At 56.2% G+C, this 13,605-nt stretch carries 11 protein-coding genes; 5 read left to right on the forward strand and 6 right to left on the reverse strand.

Annotated features, from left to right (window positions below; translation table 11 throughout):
* Window positions 1-399 precede the first annotated feature (399 nt).
* Window positions 400-1,044 (forward strand): hypothetical protein, encoded by a 645-nt coding sequence (locus AB6729_RS17705; protein WP_371082992.1) that lies wholly within the window; start codon window positions 400-402, stop codon window positions 1,042-1,044.
* A 433-nt stretch (window positions 1,045-1,477) separates the two neighbouring features.
* Here AB6729_RS17705 and trxB read toward each other — a convergent pair whose 3' ends face one another.
* Window positions 1,478-2,452: a thioredoxin-disulfide reductase gene (trxB, locus tag AB6729_RS17710; RefSeq protein ID WP_371082993.1), complete on the reverse strand. Its 975-nt coding sequence runs from the start codon at window positions 2,450-2,452 to the stop codon at window positions 1,478-1,480.
* 135 nt (window positions 2,453-2,587) lie between these two features.
* Between trxB and AB6729_RS17715 the strand changes: the two genes are divergently transcribed.
* Window positions 2,588-3,016 (forward strand): DUF1440 domain-containing protein, encoded by a 429-nt coding sequence (locus AB6729_RS17715; protein ID WP_371082994.1) that lies wholly within the window; start codon window positions 2,588-2,590, stop codon window positions 3,014-3,016.
* 168 nt (window positions 3,017-3,184) lie between these two features.
* On the opposite strand, the gene AB6729_RS17720 is transcribed toward AB6729_RS17715, so the two are convergent.
* Window positions 3,185-3,970 (reverse strand): NIPSNAP family protein, encoded by a 786-nt coding sequence (locus AB6729_RS17720; protein WP_371082995.1) that lies wholly within the window; start codon window positions 3,968-3,970, stop codon window positions 3,185-3,187.
* Window positions 3,971-4,053: 83 nt separating this feature from the next.
* On the opposite strand from AB6729_RS17720, the gene AB6729_RS17725 reads away from it, so the two are divergent.
* Window positions 4,054-5,013, forward strand: coding sequence for a S1/P1 nuclease (locus AB6729_RS17725; protein WP_371082996.1), 960 nt, complete (start codon window positions 4,054-4,056; stop codon window positions 5,011-5,013).
* Between the two features lie 76 nt (window positions 5,014-5,089).
* Here AB6729_RS17725 and AB6729_RS17730 read toward each other — a convergent pair whose 3' ends face one another.
* Together AB6729_RS17730 and AB6729_RS17735 are read right to left on the reverse strand one after the other, a co-directional pair.
* Window positions 5,090-5,491 carry a hypothetical protein gene (locus tag AB6729_RS17730; RefSeq protein ID WP_371082997.1) on the reverse strand — a complete coding sequence of 134 codons (402 nt, stop codon included), beginning with the start codon at window positions 5,489-5,491 and terminating at the stop codon, window positions 5,090-5,092.
* A 39-nt stretch (window positions 5,492-5,530) separates the two neighbouring features.
* Window positions 5,531-5,908: a hypothetical protein gene (locus AB6729_RS17735; RefSeq protein WP_371082998.1), complete on the reverse strand. Its 378-nt coding sequence runs from the start codon at window positions 5,906-5,908 to the stop codon at window positions 5,531-5,533.
* Between the two features lie 231 nt (window positions 5,909-6,139).
* Between AB6729_RS17735 and AB6729_RS17740 the strand changes: the two genes are divergently transcribed.
* Window positions 6,140-7,474: a GGDEF domain-containing protein gene (locus tag AB6729_RS17740; protein WP_371082999.1), complete on the forward strand. Its 1,335-nt coding sequence runs from the start codon at window positions 6,140-6,142 to the stop codon at window positions 7,472-7,474.
* 9 nt (window positions 7,475-7,483) lie between these two features.
* Here AB6729_RS17740 and AB6729_RS17745 read toward each other — a convergent pair whose 3' ends face one another.
* Window positions 7,484-8,062: an SPFH domain-containing protein gene (locus AB6729_RS17745; protein WP_371083000.1), complete on the reverse strand. Its 579-nt coding sequence runs from the start codon at window positions 8,060-8,062 to the stop codon at window positions 7,484-7,486.
* 124 nt (window positions 8,063-8,186) lie between these two features.
* Window positions 8,187-11,594, reverse strand: coding sequence for a carboxypeptidase regulatory-like domain-containing protein (locus AB6729_RS17750; RefSeq protein ID WP_371083001.1), 3,408 nt, complete (start codon window positions 11,592-11,594; stop codon window positions 8,187-8,189).
* Window positions 11,595-11,985: 391 nt separating this feature from the next.
* Between AB6729_RS17750 and AB6729_RS17755 the strand changes: the two genes are divergently transcribed.
* Window positions 11,986-13,548 (forward strand): diguanylate cyclase, encoded by a 1,563-nt coding sequence (locus AB6729_RS17755; protein ID WP_371083002.1) that lies wholly within the window; start codon window positions 11,986-11,988, stop codon window positions 13,546-13,548.
* The last annotated feature ends 57 nt before the right edge of the window (window positions 13,549-13,605 follow it).

Raw genomic sequence — 13,605 nt, forward strand, 5'->3', positions numbered from 1 at the left:
ACCCCAACAGATAGACGATTTTACAGCCACCAAAACCGTAACCCCAATCAAAAGACGATTTTAGAAAAACAGGGGGGAGGGGGGTACCCGGAGCGTTGTAGAGCGCTGCGAGGAATGCAGGCCCTTCAACTCCGCTTCGCTTCGTTCAGGATGACGGTCTACGACCGTATGAGCTTCGCTGGAATGGTCTTGGGCTGTATGAGCTTCGCCTTCGCGAAGCTGGTTCTGGCTTGTGGCTGGAAGGGTTCAGCTTGTCGGTCGGTGAAGCGTCTCCGGATCTTCGCTCGGAGCGACGGGCGTTTGCTCTATGCGTAATACTTTCGCTGTTGATGGCAATTTTGGCTGCGTGCAACCCTTCGGTATGGCACGTCTCTCAAAGTGGAGGAGTCTGAATTTCTTATGAGTTTGCGATCGTTTGTCTTTCTTTCCGTTTTTGTTCTGGGTGGGGTTGCGACAGCAGCCGCGCAGGATACTGCGCAGAAGCCCTCCGAGTTAGTGCAGCCAGCGCTGGACAAAGTGGCGCAGGCGGGCAGCAATGTGGACCTGAACAAGTGGAAGGGTGGCAATGGGCTGCGTAGCGAAGTGGACGCGAACCTGGCGTCGGTCCAGAAGGATTTGCAGAACACGCTGCCTTCGATCCTCGTGGATTCCGACAAGGCGCCTGAATCAGTGCCTGCGAGCCTTCGTATTCTGCTGAACCTGGACGCGCTGTACAACGTGCTGCTGCGCATTGAGATTGCAGGTAAGGCAAACGCTCCTCGTGATCAGGCGGACGCTCTGGAGGGCGCGCTGGCGGCATTGGATGGGGCACGTCGCAGTCTGGGTGACCACATTACAGCTTCTGCCGCGGCACAGGAGAAGCATGTGAGCCAGTTGCAGGCGACTATTCAGCAACAGACAACGCAGATTGCTGCGGCGCAGCAGGCTGCTGCGGCCGCGGCGGCTGCTGCACCTGCGAAGACGACTCCTAAAAAGAAGACGGTGAAGAAAAAGCCTGCCGCGACGGCTCCCGCAGCGGCTCCTGCGCCCGCGCCTCCGAAGTAGATTCCCTCAGCGGCTAAAGCCGCTTTCCTGGGTGTCGTGGTTACGGCAGGGCTAAAGCCCTGCCCCTTCAAAGAAGACGACCTTCGGTCGTTTGAGCTTCGCTTTTGCGAAGCTGGTTTGGTTTTTGTGCTTGGAAGCTTCCCGAGAATATTGGCAGGATGAGAGGTTGTCGGGATTCTTCGCTGCGCTCAGAATGACGGCCTTTGGACGTTGGATCGTGCTTTCGACTTTGGATTGCGCTTTCGACTTTGGATCGCACTTCGGACGCTGGACGTTGGATCGTACTTTGGACCGCGCTTTGTGCGATGCCCCAGGTTAGCTGCGCGAACCTGGGGCAGCCGTCTCCCATAAAACAAAGGAGGCATCCCGTTTTGGGATGCCTCCTTTGTTGCTTGTTGATCTGATGCGAGACAGGCAGTTTAGCGAATGCTGATTAGCGACCGTGTTCTTCGAGGTATTTTTCTACTTCGAGGGCTGCCATGCAGCCGGTGCCCGCGGCCGTGATGGCCTGACGGTAGCGACGGTCCTGCACGTCGCCTGCGGCGAAGACGCCGGGGAGGACCTTGCCGTTGTGCGTGGTGAAGACGTTGTCCTTGCTCTTGATGTAGCCGTCCTCGTCGAGGTCCATCTGGCCTTCAAAGAACCTGGCGTTCGGGATGTGACCGATGCCGAGGAAGAAGCCGCTGAGCGCGATGTCCTTCACCTCGCCGGTGATGGTGTTGCGCACGCGGATGCCGCTGACTTCCTTCTCCTCGACACCGAGGACCTCTTCCACGACCGTGTTTGGCAGGAACTCAATCTGGGGATGGGCCATGGCGCGTTCCAGCATGATCTTGCTGGCGCGGAAGGTGGAGGAACGATGGATGAGGTAGACCTTCGTGGCGAAGCGTGTCAGGAACATCGCTTCTTCCATGGCCGAGTCGCCACCGCCGATGACACAGATGTCCTTGCCGGAGAAGAAGAAGCCGTCGCAGGTGGCGCAGGAGGAGACGCCGTGGCCGATCAGTGCCTGTTCGCTGGGCAGTCCTAACCAACGTGCCGATGCGCCGGACGCTACGATGAGTGTGCGCGTGTGCACGATGCGGTTGCCACCGAAGTTGAGCTCGATGGGGGTCTTTGAGAGATCTGCGGAGTGGAGGTGGCCCATCTCAATTTCCGCACCGAACTTCTGTGCCTGTTTGCGGATGTTCTCCACGAGTTCAGGACCCTGCACGCCGTCAGGCCAGCCGGGAAAGTTCTCCACCAACGTGGTGATGGAGAGTTGGCCACCGGGTTCGTGGCCTTCAATAACAAGCGGCTTCAGGTTGGCGCGAGCCGTGTAAATGGCAGCGGTAAGGCCGCTGACGCCGGAGCCGAGGATAACAACGTCGCGTGTGGCGGTGGAAGGCGTAGAGGATGTGTTCGACATGAGGTCCGATCTGCTGTCTCTCTTGCGCTGACCTGTACGAAGTAGCGCAACAGCCATCATTCTAAATGCGCGAACACCATGAAAGGATTCAAATGGGCCACCCGCCCGGACAGGGACGGCGTCCCACGGAGTGATATGAAAAAGCACACGAAGAACCTACCGGCACCGAACCGTGACATTTTGAAGGGCGCACTGGCTGGACTGATTGGCGGGCTGGTTGCCACTGCCGCCAGAACCGTTGCGGAAAGAGTGTATCCTCCGCACCCGGAACTGGCACGGCAGGAGAGCAAAGCAACGAAGCTGATGCCGTGGGTGCTGGGCGCTGCGGCAGGTGCCGCGTATGGCGCGCTGGCAGAGCTTTATCCGCAGGTTACGGACAGGCACGGAGCCAACTTTGGCATGACGATGATGGCCGTGACACACGAGGGTGTTTTACCGGCGCTGGGGTTAGCGGAACGCCACGCACAGCAGGAAGGGCGTGAGCAGCGCAGCGAGATGGTGACCCACGTGGTGTATGGCGTGGTGTGCGAAACGGTGCGGGTGGTGGCGCGACGCGCTCTTTGAGCGATTGACAAGCGTCGGGTTCAATACACATGCGCGAAGGTCGATGCAGGCAAAGTCTGTCACGTTGCCGAGTGCGAAGAGCGCTGCTTGCTGGTAGATCAAAATGCCCTCTTCTCTCGTCGGTAAAAAGACTGGGAGAAGAGGGCGGTTTTGTTTCGTTATGAGCTACTAAATCTGCGAGTAGGCCGTGGGCGTCAGCACCAGGTTGTCTACGTGCGTGACGATGGGTTCGCCGGCGTAGCGTGGGTTGCTGGAGAGTTTCTTCCAGTCCGGATGGCTGGTGAAGTTCTTCCAGTTCTGGTCCATGGCCGCGAGGTCCTTGTGCGCCAGCATGTAGGTGAGGCTGGGGAGATCGGGGCCGATGAGGTTGTCCGAGTAGAAGACACCACGTGCGCCCGCTTCCTCAAAGATGCGGAACTCGCCCTGGTGGAACATTTCAACCTTGCGTTCATGCGCGGCGAAGGTGGGGCTGATGTAGGTGCGGAGCTGCAGGATGCGCGGCTCCTTGGCCGGGACCACGAGCTGCGGGAAACCTTCAAACCCAATCGACAGGCGGCTGGTGACGCTGATGAAGGGCGACTGCGTGGCTGGCGTAGCCCAGAACGGAGCAGCGGCAGAGACGAACGCCGGGTCTTTCGCGAGCAGGAGATCGAGCTTTGCCAGCTTCTCAAGATCGTTACCGGGGATCAGAACGTAGACCTGCGGTGTGGCGTCGCCATAGCTGAGATTGAAGACTCCGACGGGACCGAGGCCAAGACGCTGCAATGCGGGCAGAAGTGCATCCGAGAGGTACGTGCTGAGGAGCTTGCCGGAGGGGCCAGACTGCATCCTGTAAGTCCGGGTCAGAAAATAACTGCGGGGCTTGCTTGTCTGTGCAACCGATGTTCTGGCGTTCGCCATGCCTGCGGCGGCTGCCAGAGCAGCGCCTCCCTTTAACCAGTCGCGCCGGTTCATATTTGTTTCCTTCTTGGATGAAATGGAATGTGCGGAGCAAGTGTACTCGTACGAGGCATGGATTCGCGAGTAGTTTCACACGCATGACACCTCCTGGCGCAGGGCGCTCCATTATGCTGGATGTCATGCGTAAGTTCCTTGCCATAGCCGCCCTTATTGCAGTTCTTTTGCCTTCTGCCGCACATGCCTGGTGGGAGAAAGGGCATCGCCTGGTGGCGCAGATTGCATGGGACCACCTGACGCCCGTGGCGCGGAAGAATGTGCAGTTTCTGCTGGGTAAGGAATCGCTTTCGGATGTTGCTTCCTGGCCGGATGTGTATCGCCCCAGCGTGACGCAGACCGGCAACTGGCACTTTACGGATATTCCGGGAGATACGGATAAGTATGATCGCGATCGCGACTGCCCCTTGCAGCCGGGTGTGAAAAAGGGCAGTTACAACGACAAGGTGCGCGACTGCGCCACGGACCGCATTCCGTTTTTTGAAAAGATCGTTGCAGATACAACGGCCGATCCTTCAGAGCGCGCTACCGCGTTGAAATTTCTGGTTCACTTCGTAGGCGATATTCATCAGCCATTTCATGCGTCGGGTGTGGAGAAGGGTGGCAATGGCATTATCGTCACCGCTTTTGGCCAGCCGACATGCAGCAGCTATGCCACCGCATCGAAGTGCAACCTGCACGCCATCTGGGATGGGTTCCTGATCGACCGGCGCAAGCTGAGCGATAAGCAGTATCTGAAGATGCTGGAAGGTGATATCAAAGCGCACTCCGTTGAGGCGGGACCGATTGATGCCGTGGCGTGGACGGAGCAGTCGAAGATTGTGTCTGACGCAGGCATGGTGCAGAGCGGTGCCGATATCGATGAAGCGTATTACCAGAAATTCATCCCAACGATTGATCGCCAGTTGGAGTTGGGCGGACTTCGGTTGGCAGCAGTTTTGAATGCGGCCTTCACGCAGCCGCCACACACCTTTGTTCCAGTGGATGCAGAAAAGGCGGAGGCGCAACGCGAAAGCGCATCGCAAAAGCCTGCGAGTAAGTAAGTTACGACTTATCGAAAATGCAATGAAGAGGGTCGCCAGATGGCGACCCTCTTTTTACTTTCCACTTAGCGGGAAACTAGTTTGCTGCAGGAGAAGGCGCTGAGGCCGTGGTTCCCTTTGCCGCACTGAAGCTACCGCTGACACCGAACGGATCTACATCCATGGTGCCGGTCAACGCGCCTTTATCCAGCTTGCCGTGATAGGTGATGGTGTAGTCGTCACCATTGTATTTGCCGTTGTGCTGGAAAATAACGTCACCACCTTTGACCGAACCGGTGGTGGGCCACTTGGCTCCCTGCACGTCGCAGCTTCCCGTGAGGCTGGCGTCATCCGCCTGAGTAAAGGTGCAGTGTTCCACCACCTGAACACCTGCGACTTCACCGCCGATGTCCCATACACCTGCAACGTTTGCCGGAGCTGTCGTCTGCGCCAGGAGGGGTGCTGCCACTGCGAATGCTGCGATCCATAGTTTCTTCATGTATCTGTCCTCCACCAAAGGGGTGTTGCCGTACTGAGATTACTTACTGATCTTTTTCATGGCAAAGGCTCCACCCGCATTGATCGGCTGCATATCAATGGAGCCAGTGATCGAAGCGGGTGAATCCAACCTGCCGTAGAAGGATACCGTCATGTCCTCTCCCTGGTACGCAGCAGGATGTGAAAAGGTTACATTTCCGCTGTTGGCTTTTCCCGTAACGGCAAACTTTCCACCGGGTGTATCGCAGGTGCCGCTCACCACACCATCTGCAGCCTGCTTCAACATACAGGTTTCATTCACGGCAATTCCCTGCACCTCAGTCTGGGTGGTCCATGTTCCCGTGATATCTGAAGGAGATTGCGCGTGAATCATGGAAGCAAGAAACAAACATGCACAGCTGGAAATGGGCAGTTTCACAAATATCTCCGCGGAAGTTTTTTGGTTAACTCCCACTGTAGAACCTGTTTTGATTTTTGTCTGATACAAAACGTTCGGACACTCCAGGCTTTTTTTGCCAGATAGATGTTTACAGCGTATGCCGGTAAGATGGGGCCATTCGCAATGCACACCCTTTCAGGCCGACGAGAACATCGACCGTTGCTATGGCGCAAAGGAGAAAGCACTTCTCTGCACGCTGTGAGAATCATCGTGGCCACCGCTGTGATGCTGGTGGCATTTCCGGTGCTTCTGGGTTGGGTGCTGCCGGATACAGCACAATTTGTACCGTCGGGATGGATGGCCATGAAGGCCAATACCGCGCTGCTGATCCTGATGAGTCTGGCGAGTTTTCTCTGCACCGAACGGGACCGTTCGCGATGGATGAAGAGGTTTGGGTTTGTAGCAGGTGTAGCCGTATTTGTATTAGCCGGTGCTACGGCGCTTCAATTTACGGACGTTTACCTTTTCCCGGTAAATACCTTCCCGATAAATACGATGCTGGCACAGGATCCGTATGGGACGATTCCAGGGCAGCCGTCGCTGCAGGCAAGCATTGGATTCCTGCTGATGGGGGTGGCCCTGTGTGCATTGAGCGGACAGGCGCACCGCACGCTGCGAGTTGCGGATGTCATGGCTATGCTGCTGATCCTGTTTCTCCTGAGCTTCGTGGGAAGTATTTTCTTCGCGCGCGAAGGTTCACCCGGATGGTCTCTTAAAAACCAAATCGCACCGGGGACCTTTGTCTGCCTCTGCCTGCTGACCCTTCTTGTGGCGTTGCGAAGAACTGAGCCTGGCGGTATCTTTCATATCTTTCGCGAGCGCGGTATCGGTGGAAAGACCGCGAGGCTGGCGGGCCCTGCAGCACTGGCGTTTCCTTTTGTTTTGTCAGGGTTGCGCGAGGTGATGATTCGTTTTCACCTGCTTGCCGCGAACTATGCCGTCGCCTTTGCTCCTGCTGTGACAGCCGTGCTGGCGCTGCTCTTTGTCCTGCTGCTGGCCAGGCGAAGCCGCGATCTGGAAACTGCATTACACGACCTTTCCCTGCGCGACGAACTGACCGGTGTGTACAACCGGCGAGGGTTTCATCTGCTGGCCGAACAGGCGTTTCGCGAAGCCTTGCGCGCGAGTTCCGGCTTCTCCGTCATCTTTCTGGATGTGGACGACCTGAAGGTAATCAACGATACCGCAGGACATGACGATGGGTCGCGACTGCTGCAGCGCATGGCGAAAGAACTGCACCATGCCTTTCGCTTAACGGACATTGTGGGACGAATTGGCGGGGACGAATTTCTGGTTGCAGCGAAGGCAACACAGAATGAGATATTACATGCCATCCAGAGATTGCATGATGCCACTGCCGTCGCTTCAGACGACGAGTTTCCACTGCGTTTCAGCTACGGAATTGCTTCGCTGGAAACAACCAGCGATACGCTGACAGACCTGATTCAGCAGGCCGATGCACGCATGTACGAAACCAAGCGCAGAAGGAAAGGCGAAAGCGGATGGCACTCCAGGATGGAGTCCAGAGAACATCTGCAGCAATAGTTCGTTTTGTTACCTTTCTGGTTCTACGTGCTTCATGACCCAGCCGAGCGAAATGCTGTTGGACACCTCTAACGAGGTCACACGCAGACCGTACTGCGCGGCTCGCGGCTCAATGAGTTCCACGATGCGTTCCGCAAAGAGCGAAGGCGAGTTGAGGATGATGTCCGTCTCAAACTCGACCGATGTGGATGGGATGACCTTCTCCAGCGCGACGTAGAGAGCACCAAATGCATCCGAACTTTGCGTGACGTAAAGCTGTGGGTCGCTGACGCGATATTCGCCGCCGAACGATGCGCGGATAACGCCATCGTTCGCGGTAAGCAGTTCACGGGCGGAAATCTGGAACGGCTTGGTGCGCATGTCGACCGGCACCAGCGACTGCGATGGCGTGACCCAGTGATAGCCGGGTTCGACAACCTTCACCACGGAATCGCCCTTGAGCAGAACACCGCGATTGAACGGCAGCAGTTTGATGCGCGACGGCACAAACGAAAGCTTGCCGAGAATGCGCTGCAGAACCATGCCTGCCAGCACAATCAGCGCCAGTTCCACCGCTACCCCTGCCAGAACATCAAACGAGTTCGCCATAATCTCTGTTAACAGATTAGACGCTCTGCGGGCGGGAGATGATTCTGCCTCAGAGGCTGCGGTCCAAGAAAAAGTTGGACCCGCCGCGAACGGCGGGTCCAATGGCCAGAGGAAAACCAGTTCCTTAGAAGTTGAACTTCGCGGCAGCCTGGAAGATGCGAGGATCGCCTGCGCCATTCGCATATCCGAAGGTGCTGCTGGTGGGATTGGCAGTGGTGAAGCTGTTGAGATACGGGTGGTTGAACATGTTGAAGCTTTCCAGCCGAAGCTGAAGATTCAACCGCTCATGGATGGGGAAGATGCGGCTCAGCGCAACGTCCATGTTGTAGTACGCGGGACCACGCAATGAATTGCGCGGCAGGTTGCCGTAGGTTCCCGTGGCATTCAAAGTGTATGCCGAACCGACGAAGTAAAAGCGATTTCCGGAAGCCGTGGAGGTGGCCGCCGTGCTTGTCACCTTGACGCCGCTGTAGACATTGGCGCCCGGAACCAGGTTAGGACGATCGTTTGCCTGTGCGGTCAGCGAACGATCCGATCCGGTGGTCACGTTGTATGTTGCACCGCTCATGATGCGCAGATACGGGGCAAGCTGCCAGTGGTTCACCAACGCCGATGCCCATCCATGCAGACTCTTGAAGTTGCTTTGTGCAACGACGGTGACGTTTGCAATGTGACGGATATCGAAGCCGCAGTAGGAATAATCTCCGCGTGGGTTATCTGAGTTCTGCAACGTTGTGGCGGCCACGTCACCCGGGTTGTCTGCAAGTGACATGCACTTGGACCAGGTGTAGTTTGCCAGGAAGCTGAAGCTTCCTGTACTCCGATGCTGCACGGTAAAGATGCCACCGTGATACACCGAGTATGCCTTGTCGTCGATCAGAGTCATCGTGGGCGTGTAGTAAGTGCCCTGTGCAGGACTCGTAAGAGAAAGCGGTGTACGTGCATTCGCATTGGCTGAGGCCGTGGTGGAGCAGGCCGAACCATTCGCAGGCAGATTCGACCCTGTCAATCCGCCGCACGATCCAGCCAGACCAGTGGAAGTTCCCGGAATGTATCTTGCATGGTTAAAGTAATTACCAAGCCACTGGAAGTTATTCCGGTTGCCAAGATAGTTCATGGACATGGACCATCCCTGTCCAAGGTCATGCTGCATACTGGCCGTCCACTGATAAATAACCGGCGTGCGGATATTCCGCTTCAAGATAACGAACTGTCCCTGCGTAGGAAAGGTCGCAGTCTTGTCCGGTGGAAATACACCCGGAAACGGGCTGCCCCCGGAATATACAGACCACGGATCGGCGAAAGGAATGTTACCGGTGATATTGATTTCATTGGTGTACGGCGGATTTGTGATCTGCCGCTGATTCATGTAAAGGTTAGGCACGTCATACATGATGGCGCCGCCGATACGGAGCACTGTCTTATCGTCCGCCGCATAGGCAAGACCGACGCGTGGCGAGAAGTTCAACATGCGATTGTTCGTCAGGCTCTTTGGAATGCCCGCATCACCGTAGTACAGCGAACCCGCAGGAGCATTGGGGAATACCGTGGAGTGAGTTCCATTGTTAAACGCCGTCTGGTCAAACGTGCTGCCACGGCCTTGCTTATCCGTCTGATACAGCATCGGTTCCCAACGGAGACCATAGGTTGCGGTCAGCTTCTGCGTCGCATGCCATGTGTCCTGCCCGTAAAGCGAAAAGATGTTTTGACGAAATTGATTGGGCTGGTTACGACTTTGACCAAAAGCCTGCATGCGTCCGGTAAGGAAGTCGATCATACCTTCACCGGTGTTGCTATTCTTCGCACCACTTAGCTGGCCGTTGAATGTGTAGTTACCATTCTGCAGATAGCCTGCACTTACGTTGTTGCCAGTACGGATGTACTCTGCACCAAACGCAACTCCATGCTTTCCAAGCTGCCAATCGATATCGTCTGAGAACGCCTCGGTGTTCACGTTGAAGAATCCAGGAGAACACGTTCCGCAGCCAACAGAGAATCCATTGGTCACACTGAGACGGAGATCAACCGGAACATACGTGTAGATATTGACACCGAGTGTCTGCGCATTGATACCACCGGCTGTCGGTCCGCGAGTGTTTCTACGACGCGCATAGGTTCCGTGGAAGGTGTTGATCATGCGCGATGTGAGGTTAAACGTGTCTCCAAGTGTGAACGTTTGTACACGCTCACTATTGCCCGCCGTGGTGGTAAGCAACAGATTCGTTGGTGAGTAATACGATGGTGCGTTGTAATTCGTAATGTAATAACGACCGAACAACGAGTGGCGCGGGGACCATGTGTAGTCGACACGGCCGATGTATTGGTCTTCTGTGTAATTCGCTGGCAACGCAATACGGATATAGCCGTACTGGTCCGCCTGAGATAGTGGAAGATACTTCACCAGGTTCAACGCCTGCTGACTGTACGTGGAAGTATCCACACGGCGATAGTTTGCAGATCCGGATGTGGTGGAGATCGTCGCTCCATTTGCCGGATTGACCAGCGTCTGACCGTCCTTCACGTTGAAGGTGCAGTTGCCGCCCATCTTACTGAAGTTACCCGAAAGCTCTGCAGTCGTGGGAATGCAGTATCCCGTGGCGTTACCTACCTGCCGGTTTCTTGTTCCCTGATAACCGCCAAAGAAGAACAACTTATCGCGCAGGACATAACCGCCCAGCGTGCCACCAAACTGATTTCGCTTCAGCGTGTCCTTGGCTGCTGAGAAGAAATTCGTGGAGTTGATAATGTTATTGCGAATGAACTCAAAGGCAGTACCGTGCCATTGGTTGGTGCCGGAGACCGTGACCGCATTGACCAGTGCGCCGGGGTGAATCCCATTGCGCGCGGGAAGCGAGTTGGACTCTACCGAAAATTCTCGCAGTGCGTCGGGGAATGGGAACGGCAGGTTGACATTGGTGAACTCGTCAACGTGATAGCCACCATCCAGAACGTAGTTGTTGTAATTGCCCTGTCCACCGGCTACGGCGATCACCGTCGATGTGGCATAGTTTTTGGAACCCACCATGTCGCCGCTGGGAGCGGTAACGGCACCGCCCGTGATGAGTACAAGCTGCGTCGGCTGGCGGCCGTTCAACGGTAGTTCATTAATGCGCGCGGAGTCGACGACCTGTTTGTAATTCACCGTCTCTGTTTCCAGAGAGACATTGTTCGACTGAACTGTTACCTCTTCAGTGGAAGCGCCGACCTTCATCTCCGCATTAATGGTGCTGCTGTTACCCACCTGGAGGAGGATGTTCTGCTGCACATACGAGGCGAAGCCCGTGGCCGTGACGGAGAGCTTATACGTTCCCACGGGGATATTGGGGAAGGAGTAGCGGCCTTGCGCGTCGCTGGTAGCGGTACGCGTATAGTCCGTGGCCGGGTTGTTGAGCGTGATGCTGGCCCCTGGGATGGTGGCGCCAGCGGGATCAACCACCGCTCCCGAAAGACTGGCCGTTCCAGCCGCCTGGGCATACGCGGCAGGCGCCGATACCAACCCGGCTCCGCCTACAAGTAGCGGACATAGAAGCAATGCGCTTCTCCGCAATGATGATGTCATATAGCCTCCAAAAGAAACGCAGTAACAAACCCGAGGAAAACGTTTCATATCGCAAGACCAATGGCCCTGCAAGTTGGAGAGCAAGCTATGTGAAATAACGAAGATTCGTCAATAAAAATGTTTCTTATCGAGAATCACGTCCCATCTTGGAACGCCATTATCGATATGGCAAAACTACCTTCCATAGATTCAAGGAAGCGGTAAAAGAATGCGCTACACTGGCAATCCAACGGCTACTAGACATCGGTCGGATCGACGCGAAGGCGTGGTTCTGTGACACAGGGTGGAGGGTAAGGCGATAGGGAATCCTGTGCCGCGGCGGGGGATGCATGGCTGGCGGCTGCCGGAATGGCAGGGGCGCCATATGTTCCTGCTGCTATTGGCGCTCGTGCCGCTGCTGGCGCCGCTCATCTCACCCTATCCCGACTACTACTTTCTGTACCCCTGTCAGATGGTCATAGGATCGCTCGCTGGCATTTGCTGCCTGGTGGCGGCGCGACGCAATCCCGGCGCGGAACGGCAATGGCGACTGCTCAGTGCGGCGCTGTTTCTTGCCTTTTTCTTCCTTTACGGATACCTGACTCTCGGCCATGTCCATTCGGTCTATCCGGAGACAGGACTGTTTTCTCTGCGGGTTCACGAGGGATTCCGCTCTGCCACCTTCAGCCTCAGCCTGGGGCTCATTCTGGTGGCTGTCTCCTTCTTTCGCCACGAAGCGGATTGGCGGGTGAGGGCGCTGGATGCGACGCTGCTCGTCCTGTGCATTGCAGTTCTGTTCCTGGCGGAACAGATCGAGCAGAGTTTCGGGTACAGTGAACTTCGTCAGACGCTGAACTTCTTCCTTTTCGTCCTGCTCGCCTGCATCGCGCAGGCCGCCGCTGTGTCCAATACTTCAGACGCGCTGCGCGGATTCTTCCGGGCGGTCACGATCTATCTCTGGTGCTGTGTCGCCAGCCGTTTTTTCATCAGTATTGTGAACTACACACTGCTGCCCAAGCCCTACGCACTGCCCTCGAACCTGCTGCTGTCGTTGCCCGAGATTCTGCTGTGCGAGTTCGCCCTGCGTAAACCGCCCAAGCCAAAGATCGAATTGCGAGCCAGAGTAAGCACTCTGGAATGGGCCTTCATCGGCAATATGCAGGCCTCGGTTCTTGCCATCGGTACCGCAGCCATCGCGTTATTTGTACTGCAGCATCATCTTGCCTGGTATGTTCTTTTTCTGGTTCTGACAATCGCCTGCTATGCCATACGAACACACGTGTTCTATTCCGTGCTGCTGCGCGAACAGCAGAGGTTACAGGTCCAGGCGCAGCAGTTGGAAACCCTGGCCACTACCGATCCACTCACCGGGATCGGTAACCGACGCTGGTTTGAGCAGCAGGCTCTGGCTTGCCTTGGTTGTCCGGAACCTCCGATGGTCGCCGTGATGCTTATCGACACGGACTCATTCAAAGAGATTAACGATACCTTCGGACACCATTCCGGCGATGTCATCCTGCGTCGCGTGGCAGAAGGTTTGCAGGAGGTCACCAACTCGATTGAAGGAGCCTTCTGCTCGCGGCTTGGAGGAGATGAGTTTGCTGCCATGCTGCCAGGAGTGACAGCGGCGCAGGCAGAGAACGCGGCTGAGAGCTTCAGAAGAGAGATTGAGAACTCGGATTTCGATGCATCTCTGTTCCGTAATCCGATGAAGAATGGGGCTCTCGAGAAGTCCACCGTCAGCGTTGGCATCGCAACGGTGACGGGTCATCGCATCGAGCTCGGAACTCTGCTTCGGTGGGCAGATGCAGCACTGTATCGCGCAAAGGCTGACGGCCGCAATTGCGTGCGCCTCATCGACCTGAACAACATGGATACGATGAACATGCCATCTTCTGTGGAGAGCCTTCCCAGGGTAGGCCGTGATCCTAATGTCTTTGCAGAGTAGTGGGCAAAGTACGAGAGAAGAAAGACTGCTGATCCAGCGGTTGTTTATGACGCGGCC

Origin of the sequence: Terriglobus sp. RCC_193 (genome assembly GCF_041355105.1) — a bacterium.
Classification (GTDB): domain Bacteria; phylum Acidobacteriota; class Terriglobia; order Terriglobales; family Acidobacteriaceae; genus Terriglobus.